The organism is Skermanella rosea (assembly GCF_016806835.2).
GTDB classification, from domain to species: Bacteria; Pseudomonadota; Alphaproteobacteria; order Azospirillales; family Azospirillaceae; genus Skermanella; species Skermanella rosea.
This window is the reverse complement of sequence record NZ_CP086111.1, coordinates 1,843,546-1,866,945: the sequence shown is the minus strand read 5'-3', so window position 1 is coordinate 1,866,945 and position 23,400 is coordinate 1,843,546. Positions and strand designations below refer to the sequence as shown.

At 68.9% G+C, this 23,400-nt stretch carries 24 protein-coding genes; 15 read left to right on the top strand and 9 right to left on the bottom strand.

The window, feature by feature from the left end:
- Positions 1–80: 80 nt before the first annotated feature.
- The gene (locus JL101_RS08590; RefSeq protein ID WP_203099116.1) at positions 81–1,079 is read left to right on the top strand and encodes an AraC family transcriptional regulator; all 999 of its coding nucleotides are present in this window, start codon (positions 81–83) and stop codon (positions 1,077–1,079) included.
- A gap of 66 nt (positions 1,080–1,145) precedes the next feature.
- Here the strand turns inward: JL101_RS08590 and JL101_RS08585 are convergent, their stop codons facing one another.
- Complete coding sequence (locus tag JL101_RS08585; RefSeq protein WP_203099117.1) at positions 1,146–2,780, bottom strand: electron transfer flavoprotein-ubiquinone oxidoreductase; 1,635 nt, start codon at positions 2,778–2,780, stop codon at positions 1,146–1,148.
- A 194-nt stretch (positions 2,781–2,974) separates the two neighbouring features.
- Between JL101_RS08585 and JL101_RS08580 the strand changes: the two genes are divergently transcribed.
- From JL101_RS08580 to JL101_RS08565, 4 genes are all read left to right on the top strand, one after another.
- Positions 2,975–3,832 (top strand): uracil-DNA glycosylase, encoded by an 858-nt coding sequence (locus tag JL101_RS08580; RefSeq protein WP_203099118.1) that lies wholly within the window; start codon positions 2,975–2,977, stop codon positions 3,830–3,832.
- Positions 3,833–4,126: 294 nt separating this feature from the next.
- Entirely contained in the window at positions 4,127–5,785 is a 1,659-nt protein-coding gene (locus tag JL101_RS08575) for a lytic transglycosylase domain-containing protein (protein ID WP_203099119.1), read from the top strand.
- Complete coding sequence (gene moaB / locus JL101_RS08570) at positions 5,772–6,320, top strand: molybdenum cofactor biosynthesis protein B (RefSeq protein WP_203099120.1); 549 nt, start codon at positions 5,772–5,774, stop codon at positions 6,318–6,320. The genes JL101_RS08575 and moaB overlap by 14 nt, the downstream gene beginning before the upstream one ends.
- Positions 6,321–6,327: 7 nt before the next feature.
- Positions 6,328–7,278 carry an aminoglycoside phosphotransferase family protein gene (locus tag JL101_RS08565; protein ID WP_228435359.1) on the top strand — a complete coding sequence of 317 codons (951 nt, stop codon included), beginning with the start codon at positions 6,328–6,330 and terminating at the stop codon, positions 7,276–7,278.
- Positions 7,279–7,366: 88 nt separating this feature from the next.
- On the opposite strand, the gene JL101_RS08560 is transcribed toward JL101_RS08565, so the two are convergent.
- The 4 genes from JL101_RS08560 to JL101_RS08545 form a co-directional block, all read right to left on the bottom strand.
- Complete coding sequence (locus JL101_RS08560; protein ID WP_203099121.1) at positions 7,367–7,609, bottom strand: DUF1902 domain-containing protein; 243 nt, start codon at positions 7,607–7,609, stop codon at positions 7,367–7,369.
- 82 nt (positions 7,610–7,691) lie between these two features.
- Positions 7,692–7,997 (bottom strand): addiction module antidote protein, encoded by a 306-nt coding sequence (locus JL101_RS08555; RefSeq protein ID WP_203099122.1) that lies wholly within the window; start codon positions 7,995–7,997, stop codon positions 7,692–7,694.
- Between the two features lie 10 nt (positions 7,998–8,007).
- On the bottom strand, positions 8,008–8,298 hold the full coding sequence (locus JL101_RS08550; RefSeq protein WP_203099123.1) for a type II toxin-antitoxin system RelE/ParE family toxin: 291 nt from the start codon (positions 8,296–8,298) through the stop codon (positions 8,008–8,010).
- A gap of 77 nt (positions 8,299–8,375) precedes the next feature.
- The gene (locus JL101_RS08545; RefSeq protein WP_203099124.1) at positions 8,376–9,452 is read right to left on the bottom strand and encodes a PA0069 family radical SAM protein; all 1,077 of its coding nucleotides are present in this window, start codon (positions 9,450–9,452) and stop codon (positions 8,376–8,378) included.
- A 235-nt stretch (positions 9,453–9,687) separates the two neighbouring features.
- Between JL101_RS08545 and JL101_RS08540 the strand changes: the two genes are divergently transcribed.
- The 5 genes from JL101_RS08540 (at position 9,688) to folB (ending at position 14,770) form a co-directional block, all read left to right on the top strand.
- The gene (locus JL101_RS08540; protein ID WP_203099125.1) at positions 9,688–10,707 is read left to right on the top strand and encodes a glycosyltransferase family 2 protein; all 1,020 of its coding nucleotides are present in this window, start codon (positions 9,688–9,690) and stop codon (positions 10,705–10,707) included.
- 59 nt (positions 10,708–10,766) lie between these two features.
- Complete coding sequence (locus tag JL101_RS08535) at positions 10,767–12,371, top strand: FAD-dependent oxidoreductase (RefSeq protein WP_203099126.1); 1,605 nt, start codon at positions 10,767–10,769, stop codon at positions 12,369–12,371.
- Between the two features lie 63 nt (positions 12,372–12,434).
- Positions 12,435–13,094: a ribonuclease HII gene (locus JL101_RS08530; RefSeq protein WP_203099127.1), complete on the top strand. Its 660-nt coding sequence runs from the start codon at positions 12,435–12,437 to the stop codon at positions 13,092–13,094.
- Positions 13,095–13,204: 110 nt separating this feature from the next.
- Entirely contained in the window at positions 13,205–14,290 is a 1,086-nt protein-coding gene (locus JL101_RS08525; protein ID WP_202682586.1) for a site-specific DNA-methyltransferase, read from the top strand.
- A gap of 66 nt (positions 14,291–14,356) precedes the next feature.
- Entirely contained in the window at positions 14,357–14,770 is a 414-nt protein-coding gene (gene folB / locus JL101_RS08520) for a dihydroneopterin aldolase (protein WP_203099128.1), read from the top strand.
- Between the two features lie 76 nt (positions 14,771–14,846).
- On the opposite strand, the gene JL101_RS08515 is transcribed toward folB, so the two are convergent.
- The 4 genes from JL101_RS08515 to JL101_RS08500 form a co-directional block, all read right to left on the bottom strand.
- Complete coding sequence (locus tag JL101_RS08515; RefSeq protein ID WP_203099129.1) at positions 14,847–15,152, bottom strand: HigA family addiction module antitoxin; 306 nt, start codon at positions 15,150–15,152, stop codon at positions 14,847–14,849.
- 10 nt (positions 15,153–15,162) lie between these two features.
- Positions 15,163–15,441, bottom strand: a complete 279-nt coding sequence (locus JL101_RS08510; protein WP_203099130.1) for a type II toxin-antitoxin system RelE/ParE family toxin — start codon at positions 15,439–15,441, stop codon at positions 15,163–15,165.
- Positions 15,442–15,511: 70 nt separating this feature from the next.
- Positions 15,512–16,858 carry a sigma-54-dependent transcriptional regulator gene (locus JL101_RS08505; RefSeq protein WP_203099131.1) on the bottom strand — a complete coding sequence of 449 codons (1,347 nt, stop codon included), beginning with the start codon at positions 16,856–16,858 and terminating at the stop codon, positions 15,512–15,514.
- Between the two features lie 72 nt (positions 16,859–16,930).
- Complete coding sequence (locus tag JL101_RS08500) at positions 16,931–18,334, bottom strand: dicarboxylate/amino acid:cation symporter (RefSeq protein WP_203099132.1); 1,404 nt, start codon at positions 18,332–18,334, stop codon at positions 16,931–16,933.
- Positions 18,335–18,759: 425 nt separating this feature from the next.
- On the opposite strand from JL101_RS08500, the gene JL101_RS08495 reads away from it, so the two are divergent.
- The 5 genes from JL101_RS08495 to JL101_RS08475 are packed head-to-tail and all read left to right on the top strand — an operon-like array spanning position 18,760 to position 23,325.
- Positions 18,760–19,521, top strand: coding sequence for a TonB-dependent receptor plug domain-containing protein (locus JL101_RS08495; RefSeq protein ID WP_203099133.1), 762 nt, complete (start codon positions 18,760–18,762; stop codon positions 19,519–19,521).
- A 3-nt stretch (positions 19,522–19,524) separates the two neighbouring features.
- Positions 19,525–20,625 carry a hemin-degrading factor gene (locus tag JL101_RS08490; protein ID WP_203099134.1) on the top strand — a complete coding sequence of 367 codons (1,101 nt, stop codon included), beginning with the start codon at positions 19,525–19,527 and terminating at the stop codon, positions 20,623–20,625.
- On the top strand, positions 20,622–21,500 hold the full coding sequence (locus JL101_RS08485; RefSeq protein ID WP_203099135.1) for a heme/hemin ABC transporter substrate-binding protein: 879 nt from the start codon (positions 20,622–20,624) through the stop codon (positions 21,498–21,500). The genes JL101_RS08490 and JL101_RS08485 overlap by 4 nt, the downstream gene beginning before the upstream one ends.
- The gene (locus tag JL101_RS08480; protein WP_228435358.1) at positions 21,497–22,546 is read left to right on the top strand and encodes a FecCD family ABC transporter permease; all 1,050 of its coding nucleotides are present in this window, start codon (positions 21,497–21,499) and stop codon (positions 22,544–22,546) included. The genes JL101_RS08485 and JL101_RS08480 overlap by 4 nt, the downstream gene beginning before the upstream one ends.
- The gene (locus tag JL101_RS08475; RefSeq protein ID WP_203099136.1) at positions 22,543–23,325 is read left to right on the top strand and encodes a heme ABC transporter ATP-binding protein; all 783 of its coding nucleotides are present in this window, start codon (positions 22,543–22,545) and stop codon (positions 23,323–23,325) included. Before JL101_RS08480 ends, JL101_RS08475 begins: the two co-directional genes overlap by 4 nt.
- The last annotated feature ends 75 nt before the right edge of the window (positions 23,326–23,400 follow it).

Genomic DNA, 23,400 nt, shown 5'->3' with positions numbered 1-23,400 from the left:
GGCAGACTTGGCCGATCGTCCGGGATGTGACGGATCCGTCGCCGATCGGGCACCGGTCACGGCGAAGAGGGAAACCCACGATGATCGCGGACGTCCTATCCGACCTTCTCCGCTCGGTCAGGCTGTCGGGCGCCGTATTCTTCGAGGTCGACGCGACCTCGCCCTGGGTCGCGGAGGCGCCTCCCAGCAGCGAGGTCGCGCCGCTGGTGATGCCGGGCGCCCAGCACGTGATCGAGTATCATGTAGTGACGGACGGTGCCTGCTGGGCGGGCATCGTGAACGCGGACACGGACCCGGTCCGCCTGACCCGCGGGAGCGTGATCATCTTTCCGCGCGGCGACCCCCATGTCCTGTCCAGCGCGCCCCGGATGCGCGCCGCACCGGACCTGGGCGTCTATCGCCAGCCGGCGGAAGGCGAAACCCTGCCGTTCCGCCTGGAGCCGGCCGGCGGCGGACCGGACGCGACGCGGCTGATCTGCGGATTCCTGGGATGCGACAACAGGCCGTTCAACCCGCTGCTCCAGGCGCTGCCCCGCCTGCTGCACATCGACGACGGCTGTGGGGCCAGGGGCGGGTGGCTGGGCAGCCTGATCGAGGCGACGGTCAGGGAGAGCCGGAACAGCGGGGCGGGAAGCGTCGGGGTGCTGGAAAAGCTGAGCGAGCTGATCTTCATGGAGGCCGTGCGCCTGCACGCGGAAACCCTTCCCCCGGAGACGGCGGGATGGCTCGGCGCGCTTCGCGACCCCCAGGTCGGCCGGGCGCTCATGCTGCTCCACGGGGATCCGGGCCGCCCCTGGACATTGCCCGGCTTGGCGCGGGAGGCGGGGGTTTCCCGGACGGTCCTGGCCGAGCGATTCACCGCCCGCCTCGGCATGCCGCCGATGACGTACCTGACGCGATGGCGCATGCAGCTGGCGGCCGGAATGCTTCTGCACGACACGGCCTGCATAGCGGACGTCGCGGTGAGGATCGGATACGAGTCCGAGGCCTCCTTCAGCCGGGCCTTCAAGCGATGCACCGGCCTGCCCCCGGCCTCGTGGCGGGCGGCGGTTTCGCCGCGGGGCCGGGGGCCGCCGTGATCGCCGTCGCTTGCCGAAGCGGCATGGATCACGGCGGCCCCCGGTTCCGCTTGCCGGTCCGGCGGCCTACATGTTCGGGTAGTTGGGCCCGCCGCCGCCCTCCGGGACGACCCAGTTGATGTTCTGGGTCGGGTCCTTGATGTCGCAGGTCTTGCAGTGGACGCAGTTCTGCGCGTTGATCTGGAGCCTCGGGTTGGCGCCCGAGTCGTCCCGCACGATCTCGTACACCCCGGCCGGGCAGTAGCGCTGCTCCGGCGCGTCGTAGTCCGGCAGGTTGATCCGGATCGGGATCGTCGGGTCCTTCAGCGTCAGGTGCGCCGGCTGGTTTTCCTCGTGGTTGGTGTTCGAGATGAACACCGACGACAGGCGGTCGAACGTCAGCACCCCGTCCGGCTTGGGGTACTGGATCTTCGGCATCTCGCTCGCCTTCTTCAGCTGGAGATGGTCGGCGTGGTTGTGGAACGTCCACGGCGCCTTGCCCCGCATCACGAAGGTGTCGAAGGCCGAATACGCGATCCCGCCCCACAACCCCCGCCGGAACGACGGCCGGATGTTGCGGACATGGTACAGCTCCTCCCACAGCCAGCTTTCCTTCAGCCGCTCGGGATATGCGACCGCCTCGACCTCGCCGGCCTCGGACCTCAGCAGGTCGAACACCGCCTCGGCGCACACCATGCCGCTCTTCATGGCGGTGTGGTTGCCCTTGATCTTGGGCACGTTCAGGAAGCCCGCGCTGTCTCCGACCAGGCAGCCGCCCGGGAAGGTCAGCTTGGGGATCGACTGGAACCCGCCCTCGCTCAAGGCCCGCGCGCCGTAGGAGATCCGCCGCCCGCCCTCCAGGTACTTGCGGATGTCGGGGTGCAGCTTGAAGCGCTGGAACTCGTCGAAGGGCGACAGGTGCGGGTTCTCGTAGTCCAGCCCGATGACGAAGCCGATCGAGACCTGGTTGCCCGCCATGTGGTACATCCACGAGCCGCCGTAGGTCTTCTCGTCCATCGGCCAGCCGATGGTGTGGACCACCAGGCCTTCCTTGTGCCTGGCCGGGTCGATCTCCCACAGCTCCTTGATGCCGATGCCGTAGGTCTGCGGGTCGCAGTCGCGGCGCAGGTCGAAGCGCTCCATCAGCCCCTTGGCCAGCGAGCCGCGGCAGCCCTCGGCGAAGAGGGTCTGCTTCGCGTGCAGCTCCATGCCCGGCGTGTAGGCGTCGGTCTTCTCGCCGTCCTTGCCGATGCCCATGTCGCCGGTGGCCACACCCTTGACCGAGCCGTCCTCGCGGTACAGCACCTCGGCCGCCGCGAATCCCGGATAGATCTCGACGCCCAGCTCCTCGGCCTGCGCCGCCAGCCAGCGGCCGAACTCGCCGAGGCTGATGATGTAGTTGCCGTGGTTGTTCATCTGCGGCGGCGTCTTGAGCCGGCGCGAGCGCTTCTCCGTCAGGTGGAGGAAATAATCCTCGGTGGCCGGCGTGTTGAGCGGCGCGCCCTTGTCCTTCCAGTCCGGGATCAGCTCGTCCAGCGCCCGCGGCTCCAGCACCGCGCCCGAGAGCAGGTGGGCGCCGACCTCGGAGCCCTTCTCCAGGATGCAGACCGACACCTCGTGTTCCTGCTCGGCGGCGAGCTGTTTCAGCCGGATCGCGGCGCTCAGGCCCGACGGCCCGGCTCCGACGATCACGACGTCGTATTCCATTACCTCGCGTTCCATGGTTCCTTCCCCTACCAAGCCCTATGGATCCGGTCCAACAGACCATGCCCTCGCCACGGCATCTCCGAATCCGGCTTTGGCTGCCTATCTCTAGTTCCGGTTCTCCGTTTCCGGCCGATGAAAGAACATAGGTTCGATGCTAGGGTCAAACCATGAATGAGCGCCGCCCAAGGTGAGTTTTGAGCGAATCTGACATGCGCGAAATCGTCGCTCTGCTGCGCTGGCACCTGGATGTCGGCGTGGACGAGGCGATCGCGGACACTCCCACGGACTGGACGAAGGTCGTCGCGCGCGCGGCGCCCGCCCCTGCTTCCACGGCCCCGGCGCAGGCGCGGCAACTCCCCGGCTCCGGTGCCGGTTCCGGGACCGGAGGCCGCACCCTGCCGCCCCGCGCCGCCCCGGCCGCGGCAGGCCGCCCGGTCCAGCAACCCTTGCTCGGCACGCCCGCGGCGGGCGCCACGGCACGCGCCATGGCGGCAGACGCCGGCGACCTCGACGCGCTCCGCGCCGCCATGGCGGCGTTCGAGGGGTGCGCGCTGAAGACGACCGCCACCAACCTGGTGTTCGCCGACGGCAACCCGAAGGCGCGGCTGATGCTGATCGGCGAGGCGCCGGGCGAGGACGAGGACCGCCAGGGCCTCCCCTTCGTCGGCAAGAGCGGCAAGCTGCTGGACCAGATGCTGGCCTGCATCGGACTCGACCGCACCCAGGTCTACATCACCAACATCCTGCCGTGGCGCCCGCCCGGCAACCGCAAGCCCAACCCCAACGAGATCCAGACCTGCCTTCCCTTCGTCGAGCGGCACGTGGAACTGGTGGCTCCCGAAGGGCTGATGCTGCTGGGCGGCACCTCGGCCAGCGCCCTGCTGAACCGGACCGACGGCATCATGCGGCTGCGCGGCCGCTGGTTCGAGTTCGCCCCCTCGGCCAATGCCAGGCCGATTCCCGTCCTGCCGACCTATCACCCGGCCTTCCTGCTGCGCCAACCCGCCATGAAGCGCGATGCGTGGCGCGACCTGGTGGCCTTCAAGAAAAAATTTCTGGTGACCTAGCGGACTGGAATCATTGGCCTGCCGCCCCCCGCCCCGGCAGGTTGACCGGGGTATGCGGGACCGGGAGCCACAAGGAAGCTTGTGGGTCCGGAAAACATCCGGTATTTGTCCCTCATGTCCGGGAAGATTGTTAACGCAGGCTTAACCATTCGGTGCCTGCGCTCACACCTCCTCAGCGGTGCCTTCCTGTGCCTTGCCGTCCTGGTCCTGCCCCCTTTTCCGGGTGCCGGTCAGGCTTCAGCGCGCGACCGGGATACCGCTTACAAAACTGACGAGTCGTCGGCCCCGTGGTCGGTGGACGTTCCGGTCGTACCCAGCCGGCAGAGCCGCGCCACCCACGACTCTCAGCTCACCGCGCAGGAAGCCGGGCGCTACCGGCGCATCTTCGAGCTTCAGGATTCCGGCGACTGGAACGCCGCCGACAGGCTGATCGGCGAGGTGACCGACATGCGGCTGATCGGGCATGTCGAGTATCAGCGGCTGATGCATCCCTCCTACAAGGCCGGTTACCACGAGCTTCGCGGCTGGCTGGAACGGTTCGCCGACCATCCCGGCGCCGACAAGGTCTACCAGCTGGCCTTGCGCCGCATGGCCCGGGGCGAGCGCAAGCCGCCGGCCCCGCGGGGCCAAGCGGCAGCCCTCCCCGCCGGGCAGAACGGCGCCTATGCGTCGGACCGCGGGCTCCAGGCCTCCGCTCCGCGGCGGGGCCTCGCGGTCGAGGCACCGATCCAGGCCGCCAAGGTCGCGGTGGACGGCCCCGTGCTGCCCGCCGGCGCCGTGACCGTCGCCGCATCGGCCGCGGTGGCCGCCCTCCCGAAGCCGGAGCCGGCGTCCCCGGCGGCCGGCGGCCGAAGCTGGAGCGCCGGCATCGCGGCCTGGCGGATCGGCCAGAACGACAAGGCCGCCCGGCATTTCCAGGCGTTCGCCCAGGCCGAGTCGGCCTCGCCGTGGGACCGCTCCGCAGGCGCCTACTGGGCCGCCCGGGCGCACCAGCGCGCGCGGCGCGGCGACGAGGCCGCAAAGTGGCTGGCCGAGGCCGCCCGGCATCCCCGGACCTTCTACGGCCTGATCGCCCGCCAGACCCTCGGCGACGTCTCCGACGCCGACCTGCGGGAGCCGATCCTGACCCGGCGCCATGTCCGCGTCCTGGCCGAGCATCCGGCCGGCCGGCGCGCCATAGCCCTGGTCCAGGCCGGCCGGCGCGAGAGCGCGGAACAGGAGCTGCGCCGGATCGAGGCGCGCGGCGACGAGACCCTGGAACAGGCGCTGGTCGCCCTGGCCGACATGGCCGGGATGCCGTCGCTCGCCATGCGGCTCGGCAGCGTGCTGACCGATTCGGACGGAACCGCCTACGACTCGGCGCTCTATCCCCTGCCTCCGTGGGAGCCGCGCGGCGGCTTCACCGTGGACCGGGCGCTGCTGTTCGCCCTGATGCGCCAGGAAAGCCGGTTCGAGCCGGATGCCCGGAGCGGCGCCGGGGCCAGGGGCCTGATGCAGCTGATGCCCAGCACCGCCTCCTATGTCGCCGGCAAGCTGACGCCCGACATCCTGGAGCTGACCCGGGGCAAGCCGGACCTGTACGAGCCGGAAGTCAACATGACCCTGGGCCAGCACTATGTGCGTTACCTGCTGGAGCAGAAGGGGATCGAGGACAACCTGATCCTGACCGTCGCGGCCTACAATGCCGGCCCCGGCAACCTCCAGCGCTGGCGGCGGCGCCTGTCCCAGGTCAAGGACCCGCTGCTGTTCATCGAGAGCCTGCCCGTCCGCGAAACGCGCACCTTCGTCGAGCAGGTGCTGACCAACTACTGGATCTACAGCCAGCGCCTGGGCCGGCCCTTGCCGTCCCTGGAGGCCATTGCGGCCGGCCGGTGGCCGGTTTATATGGCAAGGGACGGCGAAGCTCCCGCGCCGAAGGCAGTTCAGCAGGTGGCCACCGATGGCAAAGATTGACGACTCCCGGCCCTTCCTCGCGGTCAACATCGCGGTCCTGACCGTGTCGGACACGCGGGTCGAGGCCGACGACAGGTCGGGCAACACCCTGGTCGAGCGACTGACCGCCGACGGCCACCGCCTCGCCGCCCGCGCCATCGTCAAGGACGACATCCCCTCGATCATCGCCCAGGTCCAGGCCTGGATCGCCGATCCCGGCATCGACGTGGTGATCTCGACCGGCGGCACCGGCGTGACCGGGCGGGACGTGACGCCGGAGGCGTTCCACGCGATCTACGACAAGGAGATCCCCGGCTTCGGCGAGCTGTTCCGCATGATCAGCTACGAGAAGGTCGGCACCTCGACGATCCAGAGCCGGGCGACCGGCGGGGTGACCGGCGGGACCTACCTGTTCGCCCTGCCCGGCTCGCCCAGCGCCTGCCGCGACGCCTGGGACGGCATCCTGAAGTTCCAGCTCGACAACCGGCACCGGCCCTGCAACCTGGTCGAGCTGATGCCGCGCTTGATGGAGCATGTGAAGCCCGCCGGTGCCTGAAGGATCCGTGCCTGACCGGCATCTCCCGGCCGCGCTCCGCCGCCGCCTGGGGCTGGACTCCGATCCGGTACCGCTGCCGCCCAAGGGAATGGCCCACGCGCATCTGCGCCTGCCGGGCGGCGTGCTGGCGCGGGTGCCGCGCTGGAGCCAGATCGGCCTCGATCCCGCCGCCAACCTGCGCCACCAGGCGACGGCCTTCACCCGGGCCGCCCCCGGCGGCCACACGCCGCGCCTGACCGGCGTCCTGGAACCCGGCGCGGACCTTCCCATGGGCGCCCTCCTGGTCGAGGAGATCGCCGGACGCCCGCCGCGCCTGCCCGACGACATGCCGGCCATCGCCCGCGCGCTGGCCTCCCTCCACGTCCTGCCGGCCGAACCCGCGGCCAACCCGATCCAGGCCACCATCCGGGTGATCGAGCGGCAGGCGCCCTGCTTCGCCCGCGCAGGCCTGGCGCTGGAAACCATGGCCCACCTCGACGCCGAGCTGGAGTGGGTCCGCTCCCTCCCGACCACCCCGGAGCCCCCCGTAGCCTTGGTCGGCACGGACACCCACCCCGGCAACTTCCTGATCGACGGCGGGGGGAAAGCCTGGTTCGTGGACCTGGAGAAGGCCACCGACGGGCTTCCGGCGATCGACCTTGCCCACGCCAGCCTCTACACCTCGACCACCTGGGACCCCGACGTGGCGGCGGTGCTCTCCCGCGAGGACACCCGGCGTTTCTACGCCGCCTGGAGCGACGCCGTCCCGCCGGGCATGGCCGAGGCGGTGCGTCCCTGGTTCGGCATCGCCCGCCGTCTGGTCTGGCTGCGCACCCTGTCCTGGATGGCCCGCTGGAAGGTGGAGGGATCGGCGGCCTTCGGCGCCGGCATCGACCCGCGCACCATCGCCCATGTCCGCGAGCGGATCGAAGACTTTTTCGACCCGGCGACGGTCGGGCGGGTGCGAGACAGCCTGTGATGTCTCCGACCTGCTCAAAAGCGATGGGACAGACCTGCCTGCTTCATGATGCCGTTGGCGGTATGCCTGCTCTTCCGTAGTCGTTCATTCAGGCCCTCAAACGGACCTTCGTGAACTGCTGGGAAGCGACGAACGCCGGGACTTCCGACGGAAACTCATTGAGAAGGTCGTTATTGAGTTCAAGCAGTTCCGGGATCATGACCAGAAGCTTGCGTTCAAGCTCGGCAGGGTTTTCCGCCTCGGTGACCAAGCCTGGAACGTCGTCGCTCGTGGCGACCCATACCTCGGCTTCCGGGTCCCATTCGGCTCGGACGAGGATAGATGCCTTCATGAAGGACTTCCCATATTGCCGTTTCGCTGACGCCATCAACGCGGAGCGACATTGCGAATCACAACATCACTTCCGCACCGTGTCAGGTTCCTGGACCTTCAGGGTCCACGGTGACGGTGAGGCGCAATCCGAGCGAGCGGATCACCTTCAACACGGTTGCGAATTCCGGATTGCCGCCCGGCGCCAGGGCCTTGTACAGACTCTGTCGCCCCAGCCCGGTGCGGCGCGCTATGTCCGTCATGCCTTTCGCCCGCGCGATATCGCCGAGCGCTGCCGCGACAAGTTCCGGATCGCCGTCCTCCAGGACAGCTTCCAGGTATGCAGCGATACGCTCCTCGTTGGTGAGGCTGTCTACGATGTCCCATGGACGGGTTTCGGTCTTGGACATGCGGGATTCCTCAAAGCTCCCGGGCCAGACGGATAGCCGCCGCGATATCCAGATCCTGGGTACGCTTGTCTCCGCCGGCCAGGAGGACTATCACCGTCCGGCCCCGGCAGGTGAAATACACTCTGTAGCCCGGCCCATAGTCGATCCTCATTTCCGACACGCCTTCTCCGACTGGATTGACGTCTCCGGGATTGCCAAGTTGCAGTCGCCGAATCCGCGTCTCGACCCGCAGACGGGCGCGATCGTCACGAACTGACTCGATCCATGCGGCGAATAGATCGGTCTGCTGAATTTCAATCAATCACTGTCCTCTATGGGAGACAGGTTGTCAACGTCCTATAATCAAGTATCCGCAATGACGGCCCATACCGACAGCCCTCACAGCAGCGGCAATTGGTCCCCCCGCGCAGGCGGCGGCCTGAACAGCCCACAGTCCAGGTCCCAGCGCCGGCCGTCGAGGCCCAGCCGCCGGCAGGCCAGCTTGAAGCGGCGGGACAGCAGCTCGGCGATCGGGCCGGTGCCGGTCATGCGGGTGCCGAACTCGGACTGGTAGAGGCCGCCGGCCCGCGCCTGGCGGATCAGGCTCAGCACGCGGTCGGCCCGGTCGGGAACGTGCTCGCGCAGCCATTCCTCGAACAGGTCCTTTATCTCCAGCGGCAGCCGCAGCAGGATATAGCTGCCGCCGGCGGCTCCCGCCCCCGCGCCGGCCTCCAGAATGGCCTCCAGCTCGTGGTCGTTGAGCCCCGGCACCATCGGGCTGGCGAGGACCGAGACAGGCACGCCCGCCGCCGTCAATTCCCGGATCGCCTCCAGCCGCCGGGGCGGCGTAGCCGCGCGCGGCTCCATGCGGCGGGCGAGGTCCCGGTCCAGCGTGGTGATCGACACCGCGACGCTCGCCAGCCGCTTCGCCGCCATCGGAGCCAGGATGTCCAGGTCGCGGGTCACCAGCGCCGACTTGGTGATGATGCAGACCGGCTGGCCGAAGTCCCGGCAGACCTCCAGCAGCGACCGGGTGATCCGCTCCTCCCGCTCGATCGGCTGGTAAGGGTCGGTATTGGCGCCGATCGCCAGCGGCCGGCAGGCATAGGACTTCGCGCGCAGCTCGCGGGCCAGCAGCTCGGCCGCATCCCGCTTGCGGAACAGCCGCGTCTCGAAATCGAGCCCCGGCGACAGCCCCAGATAGGCGTGGGTCGGGCGGGCGAAGCAGTAGATGCAGGCGTGCTCGCAGCCGCGATAGGGATTGACCGACTGCTCGAACGGGATGTCCGGCGAGCTGTTGCGGGCGATGACGCTGCGGGCGCGGTCGTCCAGGACGGTGGTCCGGACCGGCGGCAACTCGACACCGTCGGCTCCCCACCCGTCATCCACGAGCACGCGCCGCTCGCGCTCGAAACGCGAGCTTTCGTTGCTGATCGCCCCCCGACCCTTGAGAGCCCTGCGCCTGATCTCGTCCATGGAAGCGACGATAAACCGCCACGAAAAGAACGTAAAGGGAACATTTTTCCCTTTCATCGAACACCGGGGCGGTTGGGGGTAACCGGCTGAATCTGATGCTATCTGAACTGAGTAGCTTCCGCTCCGGGTGTTCTAGGGTTGATGTTCTAGGGCCGTTTGGGCCGTGTCGGGGCGGGCATCCCACCTGCTAACCAGGAGGACAAATTTAGGTCAAAAGCACAGGGGTCCACTGGTCATGATTTCGATCGTCATGCCGTCCTACAATTCGGCGGAATTCATCGAACGGGCTATCGAGAGCGTCAGGGCACAGACATTCCCCCATTTCGAACTGCTGGTCTGCGACGACGGTTCCTCGGACGGCACCCTCGACATCGTCAGGCGCCTGATGGGCCAGGACGACCGGATCAGGCTTCTGCTGAACAACTGCCGGAACATCAGCCTGAACTGCAATATCGGGCTCCGGGAAGCCAGGTATCCCTGGATCGCCCGGCTCGACGCCGACGACGTCATGCATCCGAACCGGCTGGAACTCCAGATGAGGGCGGCCGAACAGGATCCCTCGGTCGTCCTGTGGGGAAGCCATGCCCGGCTGGTGAACCGCAAGGGCAAGCCCCTGCGCACCCTGCGGACCGGACCGGCGACGCAGGAGGAGTTCGAGAGCAAGCGGTCGGCCGGCGACCTGCTGGTGATCCAGGGGCCGACGGTGATGTTCCGGCGCGACTTGGCGCTTGAGATCGGCGGATACGACCCGTTCTTCAATTCGGCCGAGGATCTCGAACTGCTGCACCGGCTGGTCGCGTTCGGCCCGGCGCGCGTCCTGCCGGTGGCGCTGACCGACTACCGCGTCCATGGCGGCAGCGTGACATCGGGCAAGGCGGCCCACCAGATCCGCCTGATCCGGTATATCGAAGCCCGCAACCGCGCCGTCCTGGCCGGCCGTGTGATCTGCCCGCCGGCAGAGTTCATGCGCGCCCTGGACAGCGCGCCGGCCTATATCCGGCTGCTCGAATGGGTCGACGGCATGGCGCGGCAGAACTACCGCAACGCCAGCATCCACAATGCCGAAAGGCGGACTTTCCGTGCCGTCCTGTGCCTGACCGCCGCCCTGGCCCTCAATCCCTTCTTCAGCCTGCCCCGCCTTGGAAAGCGGGTCGGCCGGGGCTTGGCGGTCCGTTCCCGCGCCACCCTGCGTTCCGCCGGGCGACGGATCCTGGAGGCGGTCCATGCCGGAAGCCACGGCGGCCCGGCGCACTGACACCGGCCCAGTGACGGCGGCGTGCCGCGCCCCCGCCAATCCGACTCGATGACACTTCCATGATCCTGGACATCCGGCAGTTCCCGACCGGGCAGCATTTCGACGCCGACCTGTGCATCGTCGGCGCGGGAGCCGCCGGCATCTCGATCGCGCGCGACATGCTCGGGCTTCCGATCAAGGTGCTGCTGCTGGAAAGCGGCGGCTTCGACTTCGACGCCGAAGTGGCGGCCCTGAACGAGGCCGACAACGCCGCCGACCTGAAGCTCGACCTGGAATCCTTCCGGGCCCGCCTGTTCGGGGGCACGACCAGCCTGTGGGGCGGCAATTGCGCGCCGCTCGACCCGATCGACTTCGCGCCGCGCCCCTGGGTGCCCTTCTCCGGCTGGCCGATCAAGCACGACGAGATGCTGCCCTATTGGCAGCGCGCCCAACCCCTGTTCGAGCTGGGGGACCGCGGCTACGACGTGGACGAATGGGTCCTGGCCGAGCCGGAGTTCGAGGCCGTCCGGCTGCCGCTCGATGCCGGGCTCGTCCGCGAGAAGGTCTTCCAGCGGAGCCCGCGGACCCAGTTCGGCCACCGCTACAGGAGCGAGCTGGAACCCGACGCCACTAATGTGACCGTCATGCTCAACGGAACCGCCGTCGGGCTGCGGACCGACGACTCCGCCGGGACCGTCACCGGGCTGGAAATCCGAACGCTGACCGGCCGTTCCCACACGATCTCGGCCCGCGCCGTCGTGCTCGCCGCCGGGATCGAGAACGCCCGCCTGCTCCTGCTGTCCAACGACAGGGAACCGGCGGGCCTGGGCAACCGGCACGACGTCGTCGGCCGCTATTTCATGGAGCATCTCAACATGGTATCCGGCCGGGCGCTGATCCCCGGCGCCGACGACCTCTACCGCTTCTATGACGCCGAGGGCTGGGCCGACCGCACCTCTCCCACCGCCGTCAGGATGCTCGTGGGGCTCCAACCCACTCCCGAGATGCAGGAGGCTGCCAGCATCGGCAATTACGTCGCCTTCATCAACAGGACCTTCGACGGCGAGCAGACGGCGGGCTATCAGGCGCTGCGCCATCTGCTGTACCGGCTGAGGCACGCCCGGCTGTCGGACCACCTGCGCAACGATCTGGCGGCCCTGGTGGGGGATCTCGGCTCCGCCCTGAAGGGAAGCTGGAACCGCGTGTTCGCAGCCGATACCAGCATCTACGAGATCCAGCATTTCTTCGAACAGGTTCCCAACCCCGACAGCCGGATCAGGCTGGGCGACAGGCCGGACCCGCTGGGCCTGCCCCGCATGGTGGTCGATTGGCGCACCACCGACCAGGACAAGCGGACCTGGGCGGTCGGCCAGGAACTCGTCGCCCGGGCCATCGGCGCCGGCGACGGGACCGGCGGCACCGGCCGGCTCCAGCTCGATCCGGCGGGACCGGACCTGCCCTGGCCCGACACGATCCACCAGTCGAGCCACTACATGGGCACCACGAGGATCAGCGACGATCCCCGCCTCGGCGTCGTCGACCATGATTGCCGCGTCCACGGCCTGTCCAACCTGTTCGTCGCGGGCGGGTCGGTCCTTCCGACCGGCGGCTGCGCCATGGTCACGATCAACATCGTGGCGCTGGCGCTGCGGCTGGCCGACCATTTGAAGCGCCTGCTGGCCTGACGGGAGCGGTTCGGGTATCACGGGAGCCTTCGCGGACGCCCTTCCACTGCCGGTACCCTGCCCGTGCCCGACCTGACCCACGAGATCGCCGCCGGCTACGGCACCGGAACCATCGTCTGCGGCGTGGACGAGGTCGGGCGCGGGCCGCTCGCCGGGCCGGTCGTGGCCGCCGCCGTGATCCTGCCGCCGGAAGGATTGCCCCCCGCCCTGGCCGCCCTGGTCAACGACAGCAAGCTGCTGAAGCCCGGCGTGCGGGAGGAACTGGCGCCGCTGATCCGCGCCGCCGCGACCGTGGCGATCGGGATCGCCGACGTGGGCGAGATCGACCGGCTCAACATCCTCCGCGCGAGCCTGCTCGCCATGAAGCGGGCAGTCGAGGCGCTGGGCCTCCGGCCCGGCGTGGCGCTGGTGGACGGCAACAAGGGGCCGGACCTGCCCTGCCCCGTGCGGACCATCGTCGGCGGCGACGCCGCGTCGCTATCGATCGCCGCCGCGTCGGTCGTCGCCAAGGTCGAACGGGACCGGATCATGGCCGCGCTGGCCCGGGCCCATCCTGGATACGGCTGGGAGCGGAATGCCGGCTATCCGACGGCGGAACACCGCAAAGCTTTGATTTCATTGGGAGTTACGCCCCACCACCGGCGCAGCTTCGGTCCGGTGAAGGTGGCATTGGCGACTCAGGGTACCGAGAAAGTGAGTCCCGACTCCGAGTTCAAGAAATAAGGATTGACGCGGATTCGCGCTCGACTCATCTTGCGCGAATGAGTCAAGCACTTTCCTCCCCCAAGGCCCTCCGCAGGCCCCCCGCCAAGGCGCCTTCCACCGTGATCCCCATGCACCAGAACCGTATCCTGGTCGGCGATTGCGTCACCGTCATGAACGGCCTGCCGGCCGGCTCGGTCGACATGGTGTTCGCCGACCCTCCCTATAACCTGCAACTTGGGGGCGACCTGCTCCGTCCCAACCATTCCCGCGTCGATGGGGTGGAGGAGGACTGGGACAAGTTCGCGGACCTCGCGACCTACGACCGGTTCACCCGCGACTGGCTGGCGGGCGCCCGGCACGCGCTGAAGGACGACGGCTGCCTGTGGGTGATCGGCAGCTACCACAACATCTTCCGCGTGGGGGCGGCGCTCCAGGACCTGGGCTTCTGGCTGCTCAACGACATCATCTGGCGCAAGACCAACCCGATGCCCAACTTCCGGGGCCGCCGCTTCACCAACGCGCACGAGACGCTGATCTGGGCCGCCAAGTCCAAGGAGGCGCGCTACCACTTCTCCTACGAGGCGATGAAGAGCCTCAACGACGATCTCCAGATGCGCAGCGACTGGCTGTTCCCGCTGTGCACCGGCCAGGAGCGGCTGAAGGACGCCGACGGCAACAAGGCCCACCCGACCCAGAAGCCGGAAGCCCTGCTCTACCGCTGCATCATGGCCTCGACCGAGCCGGGCGACGTGGTGCTGGACCCGTTCTTCGGCACCGGTACGACGGGCGCCGTGGCGAAGCGGCTGGGCCGTTCCTGGATCGGCATCGAGCGCGAGCACCAGTATGCCCAGGTCGCCAACGCCCGGATCGCCGCCGTGCAGGAGGCTCCGGACAAGGAACTGCTGTACGCCCCGACCAAGCGGCAGGCGCCGCGCGTGCCGTTCGGCTGGCTGGTCGAGCGCGGGCTGCTCAATCCCGGGGCCACGCTGTTCGACCAGCGGCGCATCCATACCGCCCATGTCCGGGCCGACGGCATGCTGATCGGCACCAACCACCTGGGCAACCATTGCGGCTCGATCCATCAGGTGGGCGCCGCGATGCAGGGACTTCCGGCGTGCAACGGTTGGACTTTCTGGCACTTCGAGACCGGCAATGGAGAGCAGCGGCCAATCGACATGCTCCGCCAGAAAGTTCTCGCAGAGCTGCATTGCTGATCCGCTCTTTATTGTTTCATCGCCGACGCTTGGCTTAGAGGGGGCGGAATGGTAAATCAGCGCGCCATGAACAAGCTTTTCGCACAAGTCGTCGCCCCGGTGGCGCGCCCCTCCGCCGAGCGGGCGCTCACCCGTGTCTTCATCCGTGACCTCGTGCTGGACGCGATGATCGGCGCGTACGAGCACGAGCGGGACAAGCCCCAGCGGATCCGCGTCAACCTCGACCTCCAGGTGGAGCTGCGGCCCGGCCCGTCGCGCGACCACCTGCCCGACGTGGTGTCCTACGACACCATGGTCGCGACGGTGAAGGAGATCGTCGCCGCGGGCCACGTCAACCTGTGCGAGACGCTGGCCGAGCGCATCGCCGACCGCCTGCTGATCGACCGCCGGGTGCGCGTCGCGACCGTCCGCGTCGAGAAACTGGATGTCTTCGCCGAGGCCGCCAGCATCGGCGTCGAGATCGAGCGCCGGCAGGCCTGATAAGCCGGATCGCGTCCCCGGCGGATGCCAGGGACGCGGGGTCGATTGGCGGCGTGCCGCACTCCTCGAAGTTGCTTCAGCAGCCTTGAGCAGCCTCAGGCATGACGACTCGTTGTACCATGATCTCGCTCTCCTTCCGCATGGCCTGAGCCATGTCGTAGTCGAGCTGAAGGCCCGCCCAGACTTCAGGCCGACTGCCGAACGCCTTGGATAGACGAATGGCCATTTCGGGAGAAACTCCCGCTCGCCCGTTGACAAGATCGGAAAGTGTCTTGCGGCTGACACCTAGGATCTCCGCGCCTTTGGTCACCGTCAGTCCCAACGGCTCAAGACAGTCGTGCTTGATGGTCAGACCCGGATGCGGAGGGTTCTTCATCAGCATGTCGCGCTCCCTAATGGTAATCGACCAAATCGACATCCCAGGCGTGACCGTCCTTGATGCGAAAGATCACGCGCCAATTTCCCGAAACTGAAACTGTCCAGAAGCCTGCCAGTTCGCCTTTAAGCGGGTGCAGCCTGTAGCCCGGCAGCGCCATGTCGCTGGCTTCGGCTGCACGGTTCAGCAAGGCGAGGATACGCTCGATCCTGTCTGCATGCGCAGACTGGATCTTGCGGCGATCTCCCTCCTCGAAAAGCAGGCGCAAGCCTTTATGCCGGAAGCTTCGGATCATGAAAGTATGTAACCCGTCACCTCTCGGGTGTCAACGTGCGCAGAGTCTGCTCTGATTCCTCGACCTGATCTCACCGGAAGGTCTCGATCGGCAGGTTCAGGCGCTTCAGGCGGTCGTAAAGGGTCTTGCGCGGCAGCTTCAGGCTGTCGCTGACGGCGCCGATGTTGCCCTGGTGGCGGGCCATGGCTTCCGAGATCACCGCCCGCTCGAAGGCGTCCACCTGCTCCGCGAAGGACGGCGGCTCGCCCGGGGCGGCGTCGCCCACCAGGTCGAGCGGAGTGCCGTGGATGCCCAGCACGAAGCGGTCGGCGACGTTCCGCAGCTCCCGCACGTTGCCGGGCCAGGCATGGGCCATCAGCTGCCGGCGCTGGGCGCTCGACAGCACCGGAGCCTCGCGCCGGTACCGGGCCGCCGCCTGGAGCACGAAATGCTCGAACAGCAGCGGCACGTCCTCCCTGCGCTCGCGCAGGGGCGGCAGGGTCACCGAGATCACGTTCAGCCGGTAATAGAGGTCGCTGCGGAACCGCTGCTGCCGGCTCAGCTCCGCCAGATCCTCCTTCGTCGCGGCGACGATGCGGATGTCGATCGGGATCTCCCGGTTTGATCCCAGCCGTTCGACCACACGTTCCTGCAAGGCCCGCAGCAGCTTGACCTGGAGCGCCAGCGGCATGGACTCGATCTCGTCCAGCAGCAGCGTGCCGCCGTCGGCATGCTCCAGCCGGCCGATGCGCTGGCGGCTGGCGCCGGTGAAGGCGCCGGACTCATGACCGAAGATCTCGCTCTCGAACATGGTCTCCGGCATGGCGCCGCAATTGATCGCGACGAAGTTCGCGTCGCGGCGGCGGGAGAACTGGTGCAGGCAGCGGGCGACCAGTTCCTTGCCGGTGCCGGTCTCGCCCAGGATCAGCACGTCGGCCGCCGTGTCGGCGACCTGGAGGATGACCCGCCGGACCTCCTGGATGGCCGGGGACTGGCCGAGCAGGATGGACTCGATCCCCTCGCGGTCGGACAGCTTCCGGCGCAGCGTCTCGACTTCCAGCGTAAGGGCGCGGTGCTCCAGCGCGCGCTGGACCGAGTTGACCAGGCGGTCGGTCGGGAAAGGTTTCTCGATGAAGTCGTAGGCCCCGACCCGCATGGCGTCCACCGCCATGGCGATGTCGCCGTGGCCGGTGATCAGCACCACCGGCAGCTTGGGATCGACCCGCATGGCGTGGTCCAGCAGCGCCAGCCCGTTCATGCCGGGAAGCCGGACGTCGGTGACGATGACGCCGGGAAAGTCGGGGTGGATCATGTCGCGGACCGGCTCGGCGGCACCGAAGCCCTTGGCCTCGATGCCGGCGAGCTGGAACGTCTGGATGCTGGCCGCGCGGACCGCGTTGTCGTCCTCGACCAGCAGCACGGTCAGGGTGTCCTGCATGGCTCGCTCCTTTGGCGCCGGTCTGGCGCCGCCGGACTCTGCTTCAGCAGGACCGCCTCGGCAAGGCGAAGATCAATAGGCCCGGGCGCCGACGCCCTGCCCGGTTCCGATGTGTCCGGTGCCGATGCCCGCCGTCTCTTCCTCCGTCACCAGGACGGATTCGGGGTTGTCGGCTTCCTCGTCGGTCTCGTTGTTCAGGTGGCGGTGCATCCGCTCCGTGTCCAGGGCCCCTTCCCAGCGGGCGACCACCACGGTGGCGACGCCGTTGCCGATCAGGTTGGTCAGGGCCCGGGCTTCGGACATGAAGCGGTCCACGCCCAGGATCAGCGCGATGCTCGCGACCGGAATGGTCCCGACCGAGGCCAGCGTCGCCGCCAGCACGATGAAACCGCTTCCCGTCACGCCGGCCGCTCCCTTGGAGGTCAGCAGCAGCACGGCGATGATGCCGATCTCCTGGCTGAGCGACAGGTCGGTGCCGGTCGCCTGGGCCAGGAAGATCGCCGCCATGGTCAGATAGATGCAGGTGCCGTCCAGGTTGAACGAATAGCCGGTCGGGATCACCAGGCCGACCACCGACTTCTCGCAGCCCAGCAGCTCCATCTTGGCGATCATGCGCGGCAGGACCGATTCCGACGAGGAGGTGCCGAGGACGATCAGCAGCTCTTCCTTGATGTACTTGATGAACTTGACGATGCTGAAGCCGGCCAGCCGCGCCACCGTGCCCAGCACCAGGAAGATGAACAGCAGGCAGGTGGCGTAGAAGGCCAGCATCAGCTGTCCCAGCGACAGCAGCGAGCCGACGCCGTACTTGCCGATGGTGAAGGCCATGGCGCCGAAGGCGCCGATCGGGGCCACCTTCATCACGATGCCGACGATCTTGAAGAAGACGTGGGCCGACTGGTCGATGATGCCCAGCAGCGGCTTGCCCTTCTCGCCCAGCGCGAACAGCGCGAAGCCGAACAGCAGCGCGAAGAACAGCACCTGGAGGATTTCGCCCTCGGCGAAGGCGCCGACCACCGTGCTCGGCACGATGTGCATGATGTACTCGATGGTGCCCTGCTCGGCCGCCTTCGAGGTGTAGGCCGCGATCGCCTTCGTGTCGAGCGAGTTGACGTCGACGTTCATGCCGGCGCCGGGCTGCCACAGGTTGACGACGACCAGGCCGATGATCAGCGCCAGGGTGGTCATGACCTCGAAATAGATCAGCGCCTTCACGCCGACCCGGCCGACCTTCTTCATGTCCTCCATGCTGGCGATACCGTGGACGACGGTGCAGAAGATGATCGGGGCGATCAGCATCTTGATCAGCTTGATGAACAGGTCGCCCAGCCACTTCAGGCTGGCGCCGAACTCGGGATAGAAATACCCGACCAGCACGCCGATCACGATGGCGCACAGCACCTGGAAATAGAGGTGGTGATAAATTTTCTTGTGGGGGACAGGCGCGGTCACAGCCGCGCTTCCGGTGGCCTGCATGGTGCTTCTCCCTTGACTGAACCGCTTTTGCCGTCCCTTCCCACCTGGGAAGCCGGGCATTCTTCGTGTCGAGCGGCAGTGCAACTGGAGGGCTGTTCAGCAGGTTCCGTGCCAGAAGCAGGGGATTCCGGGTGGTGCGGCTAAGTCTCTGATGTTGATGGAATCACGCTGCGGCAGGCCGGCGGCTGCGGGGCCGGTTTTCCGGATTTCCGCACGGCGCCGCCCCGGAGTGGCTGGGATCCCGGAAAGCGCCGTCACCTTTCCGCCCGAATTGACGCTGACTAATGCGAGCGATTATCATTATCAAATGGAAGGCACGCAGCATCGCCGACTCCAACCCGGAGACTTTCGAATTGCGACTGATTCCTAATTTCATTAGCATCGGATCGACGGGTCATGGTGCCCGTCTCAGCCGCACGGTCCTGATGTCCACCAGCATCGTCGCTCTCGGCGCCGTGGGCGCCCTTGCCCAGGAAGCCGCGCCGGACCCGGCGGCGGACCCGCCCGCCTCCGTGCTTCGCCTCGACCCGGTCACCGTGACGGCGACCTGCGGGGAGCGGCCGGTGGACGAGGTGCCCGGCACCGTCTCCGTCATCACCGACGCGGAGATCGACCGGCGGCTGGTCTCCAGCCCGCGCGACCTGCTGCGCTACGGCCCGGGCGTGTCGATCGGCAAAGACCCGTCGCGTTCGGGCCTGACCAACTGCACCATCCGCGGCATCGGCGGGAACCGGGTGCTGGTCCAGGTGGACGGCGCGCGGCTGCCGGACTTCCCCGCGACCAGCCCGACCTTCAACCGCGACTATGTGGACCTGCACACGGTCAGTCGGGTGGAGATCGTGCGCGGCCCGGCCTCGTCGCTCGACGGCAGCGATGCGATCGGCGGCGTGGTCGCCTACATCACCAAGGATCCGGCGGATTACCTGGCGGAATTCGGCCGCGACGTCTTCGCCAGCGCCAAGACCGCCTACGACGGCGCCGACAGGAGCCTCTCCACCGCGGCGACCCTGGCTGGCCGCGCCGGCAAGTGGGTCTGGAACGCGGGCGACCACGACACGCTCAAGCTGACCGGCGAGCGCTATTGGAACCCCCAGGATGTCACCGGCCAGAGCCGGACTTCCACGAGCATCGAACGCTATGCCCAACCCGGCCGCACCGTCGCGGTCAATGCCATCGTGAAGTGGTGAGCCATGAGTCCCGACATCCTATCCGACCTGAAGACCCTGCCCGGCATGCCGCTGCCCGCCAACGACCTGCTGTGGGACTGCTGGCAGGTGCTGCGCAAGGACCGCCCCGGCATCCGCGCCCGCGACGCGGCGCTCGAACTGGAGGTTCCGGAAGCGGCGCTGATCGCCAGCGGCTGCGGCCGGATCAGCCTGCGCCTGCGCCCCGGCGACTGGGGCACCTTCCTGGAAGGGGTCGGCACGCTCGGCCCGGTCATGGCGCTGACCCGCAACGAGCATGCGGTGATCGAGAAGACGGGCACCTACCGCGACATCGAGTGCGGGCCGGCCATGGGGCTGGTGCTGGACCCGGACATCGACCTGCGCCTGTTCTTCAACCACTGGCGCCACCTGTTCATGGTCCGGGAGGACAGCCACGGCACCGCCCGCCTCAGCCTCCAGGTCTTCGACGGCGCCGGAAACGCGGTCCACAAGATCTACCTGACCGAGAACAGCGACCGCGCGGCGTTCGACCGGCTGGTGGCCGCCCGGAAGACCGACGACCAGAGCACCGCCTTCGACGCCGAGCCGCCGGGGGAACCCGCCGCGCCGACCGAGGACGAGCGGGTCGGCCTGGCAGGCTTCCATGCCGGCTGGGACGCGCTGGAGGACACCCATGAATTCTTCGGCCTGCTGCGCCGCTTCGGGCTGGGCCGCGTCCAGGCGCTGCGGCTGGCGGGACCGGACCGGGCGCGCCCGGTCGCGGCGTCGGCGCTCTCGACCGTGCTGCACTCCGCGGCCGGCAGCGGGCTGCCGATCATGGTGTTCGTCGGCAACCGGGGCTGCATCGGAATCCATACCGGGCCGGTCCGCCGGATCAAGGCGATGGGGCCGTGGCTGAACGTGCTGGACCCCGGCTTCAACCTGCATCTCCGGGAAGACCGCATCGCAACCGCCTGGGTGGTGCGCAAGCCCACGGCCGACGGCATCGTCACCTCGCTGGAGCTGTTCGACGCCGCGGGGGAGACCATCGCCTTCGTGTTCGGCCGCCGCAAGCCCTCCGAACCCGAGCTGGACGGCTGGCGCGTGCTGGCCGCCGGCCTCGCCGGGCCGGAGGCGGCGCCATGAGGACATGGCCGCCGGTCCTGTTCTCCCTGGTGCTGGCGTCGATCGCCGCCGCGGCCGACCCGCCCGCGCGGATCGTCTCGGTCGGCGGCGCCGTAACCGAGATCGTCAACGAACTGGGCCTGGGCGACACCCTGGTCGCGGTCGACAGCACCAGCCTCCATCCGCCCGCCATGCGGGAGCTGCCGCAGATCGGCTACATGCGGGCGCTGTCCGCCGAGGGTGTCGCGGCGCTCCACCCCGACTTGGTGCTGCTGAGCGACAATGCCGGCCCGCCCCCGGTGATCGCCCAGATCCGAAGCCTGGGCATTCCCACCCGGATGGTCCCCGACCGGCCGACCGTGGAGGGCGTCGCGGAGAAGGTCCGCGCGGTCGGATCGTTCCTGGACCGGCAGGAGGAGGCTGAAGCCGTGGCCCGTGACATCACCGAGGGAGTGGAGGCGGTCAGCGCTGTCGTCGATACCATCCCGGACCGCCCGCGCGTGCTGTTCCTGATGGGGCTGGGCCGGGGCGCCCCGACCGCGGCCGGGCAGAACACCGCCGCCGACGCCATGATCCGGCTGGCGGGAGGAATCAACGCCATGGAGGGATACGAGGGCTACAAGCCGGCGTCGGGCGAAGCGATCCTGGCGGCGGCTCCCGACGTGCTGCTGCTGCCGTCCGACGCGGTGGAGGCCGCCGGCGGGCGCGACGCGATCCTGGCGATGCCCCAGTTCGCCGGGACCCCGGCGGCGCGGCACGGCCGGCTGGTCGCAATGGACACCCTCTACCTGCTGGGTTTCGGCCCCCGCCTGCCCCACGCCCTGGCCGACCTCGCCCGCGCGCTGCACCCGGACCGGACCGACGCCTTCCCGAAGCCGCCCAGGGGCCGCTCGTGACCTGCCTGACGGCGCGCGACGGCGCCGCCGCGCTCGGCCATTGGGGCTTTCTCGCGCTACTGGCGGCGCTGGCCTGCGCCGCCGTGGTGGCGAGCCTGGCCATCGGCGCCTCCGCCATCCCGCCCGGGACCGTAATCGCGGCGCTCGCCGGGGGCGACATCGCTCCCCGCGACGCCGCGATCGTGCTCCAGCTCCGGCTGCCGCGCATGCTGCTGGGGTTCGGCGTCGGGGCGGCGCTGGCGGTCAGCGGCGCCATGATGCAGGGGCTGTTCCGCAACCCTCTCGCCGATCCGGCCCTGATCGGAATCTCCGGCGGCGCCGCCCTGGCGGCGGTCGCGGTGATCGTGCTGGGCGTTCCCGCCGCGGTCGCCGGGCTGGCCGGCCCCTTCGCCCTGCCGGCCGCGGCCTTCGCCGGCAGCCTCCTCACCATCCTGGCGGTCCAGCGGGTCGCGCGCGGCGACGGCAGGACGGACGTGGCGACCCTGCTGCTGGCCGGCATCGCGGTCAACGCCATCGCCTCGGCGGGGACCGGCTACCTGGTCTTCGGCAGCGACGACCGGCAGATGCGCGACATCACCTTCTGGACCATGGGCTCCCTGGGCGGGGCCGCCTGGCCGGTGGTGCTCGCCCTGGCGCCGTTCGCCCTGGGCGCCGTCCTGGCCGCCGGGCGCTGGGCCGGCGTGCTGGACGCGCTGCTGCTGGGCGAGCGCGAGGCGGCGCTGATGGGCTTCCGGGTCGAGCCGGCCAAGACCGGGATCGTGATCGTCTGCGCCGCCGCGGTCGGCGCCAGCGTGGCGGTCGCGGGGGTGATCGGCTTCGTCGGGCTGGTCGTGCCGCATCTGGTCCGCTTGGTCGCCGGGGCCGGGCACCGGCTGCTGCTGCCGGCCTCGGCCCTGCTCGGCGGCACCCTGGTCCTGCTCGCCGACATCGTCGCGCGCACCGTCGTGGCGCCGGCCGAGTTGCCGATCGGCCTGGTCACGGCATTGCTCGGCGGCCCCTTTTTCCTCTGGCTGCTGATCCGCCGGCGGCGGGAGACCCTGTCATGATCCGGGCGACCGACGCGACGCTCAGGCGCCGCGGCCAGACGCTGGTGGACCGGGTCTCGCTGGACCTGCAACCGGGCACGCTGACGGCGGTGCTCGGGCCGAACGGCGCCGGCAAGTCGTCCCTGGTCCGCCTGCTGTCGGGCGAGACCGCGCCCGACGCCGGCACCGTCACGCTCGACGGCCGCCCGCTGGCGGAGTGGGAGCCGGAAGTGCTGGCGCGCCGCCGGGCCGTGCTGTCCCAGTCGGTCACCCTGTCCTTCCCGCTCGGCGTGGGCGAGGTGACGATGCTGGGCCGGGCGCCGCACCGGACCCGCTCGACCCGGACCGAAAGCCTGAAGGCGGTCGAGAGGGCCTTGCTCGCGGCCGACGCGCTGCACCTCGCCAAGCGCTCCTACCCGTCCCTGTCCGGCGGCGAGCAACAGCGGGTCCAGTTCGCCCGCGTGCTGGCCCAGCTGGACGACGGCGCCGACCCTTCCCCCCGCTACCTGATCCTGGACGAGCCGACTTCCAGCCTGGACATCCGCCACCAGGCCCAGCTTCTCGGGCTGGCCCATGGCTTGGCCCGCCGGGGCTGGGCGGTCATGGCGGTGCTGCACGACCCCAACCTCGCCGCCGTCCATGCCGACACCGTCGTCCTGATGCGCGACGGCCGCGTCCTGACGGCCGGCACCCCCTGGACCGTCATGACGCCGGAATGCCTGACCGCCGCCTTCGACCATCCCGTGCTGGTGTCTCGGCGGGCCGACCTGGATCGGCCGCTGATCGTTCCCGCCGTCTAAATCTTTATTGCGCAGTATTGTCGACCGACCGGCCATCTCTTCGAAGCATGGCTGCCATTTCTTGGAACACTGCGC

Bases quoted from the DNA above. Each gene is read 5' to 3' on its own strand.
- JL101_RS08590 (WP_203099116.1), top strand. From the start codon at position 81: ATGATCGCGGACGTCCTATCCGACCTTCTCCGCTCGGTCAGGCTGTCG.
- JL101_RS08585 (WP_203099117.1), bottom strand. From the start codon at position 2,780: ATGGAACGCGAGGTAATGGAATACGACGTCGTGATCGTCGGAGCCGGG.
- JL101_RS08580 (WP_203099118.1), top strand. From the start codon at position 2,975: ATGCGCGAAATCGTCGCTCTGCTGCGCTGGCACCTGGATGTCGGCGTG.
- moaB (WP_203099120.1), top strand. From the start codon at position 5,772: ATGGCAAAGATTGACGACTCCCGGCCCTTCCTCGCGGTCAACATCGCG.
- JL101_RS08560 (WP_203099121.1), bottom strand. From the start codon at position 7,609: ATGAAGGCATCTATCCTCGTCCGAGCCGAATGGGACCCGGAAGCCGAG.
- JL101_RS08555 (WP_203099122.1), bottom strand. From the start codon at position 7,997: ATGTCCAAGACCGAAACCCGTCCATGGGACATCGTAGACAGCCTCACC.
- JL101_RS08545 (WP_203099124.1), bottom strand. From the start codon at position 9,452: ATGGACGAGATCAGGCGCAGGGCTCTCAAGGGTCGGGGGGCGATCAGC.
- JL101_RS08540 (WP_203099125.1), top strand. From the start codon at position 9,688: ATGATTTCGATCGTCATGCCGTCCTACAATTCGGCGGAATTCATCGAA.
- JL101_RS08535 (WP_203099126.1), top strand. From the start codon at position 10,767: ATGATCCTGGACATCCGGCAGTTCCCGACCGGGCAGCATTTCGACGCC.
- JL101_RS08525 (WP_202682586.1), top strand. From the start codon at position 13,205: ATGCACCAGAACCGTATCCTGGTCGGCGATTGCGTCACCGTCATGAAC.
- folB (WP_203099128.1), top strand. From the start codon at position 14,357: ATGAACAAGCTTTTCGCACAAGTCGTCGCCCCGGTGGCGCGCCCCTCC.
- JL101_RS08515 (WP_203099129.1), bottom strand. From the start codon at position 15,152: ATGCTGATGAAGAACCCTCCGCATCCGGGTCTGACCATCAAGCACGAC.
- JL101_RS08510 (WP_203099130.1), bottom strand. From the start codon at position 15,441: ATGATCCGAAGCTTCCGGCATAAAGGCTTGCGCCTGCTTTTCGAGGAG.
- JL101_RS08505 (WP_203099131.1), bottom strand. From the start codon at position 16,858: ATGCAGGACACCCTGACCGTGCTGCTGGTCGAGGACGACAACGCGGTC.
- JL101_RS08500 (WP_203099132.1), bottom strand. From the start codon at position 18,334: ATGCAGGCCACCGGAAGCGCGGCTGTGACCGCGCCTGTCCCCCACAAG.
- JL101_RS08495 (WP_203099133.1), top strand. From the start codon at position 18,760: ATGTCCACCAGCATCGTCGCTCTCGGCGCCGTGGGCGCCCTTGCCCAG.
- JL101_RS08490 (WP_203099134.1), top strand. From the start codon at position 19,525: ATGAGTCCCGACATCCTATCCGACCTGAAGACCCTGCCCGGCATGCCG.
- JL101_RS08485 (WP_203099135.1), top strand. From the start codon at position 20,622: ATGAGGACATGGCCGCCGGTCCTGTTCTCCCTGGTGCTGGCGTCGATC.
- JL101_RS08475 (WP_203099136.1), top strand. From the start codon at position 22,543: ATGATCCGGGCGACCGACGCGACGCTCAGGCGCCGCGGCCAGACGCTG.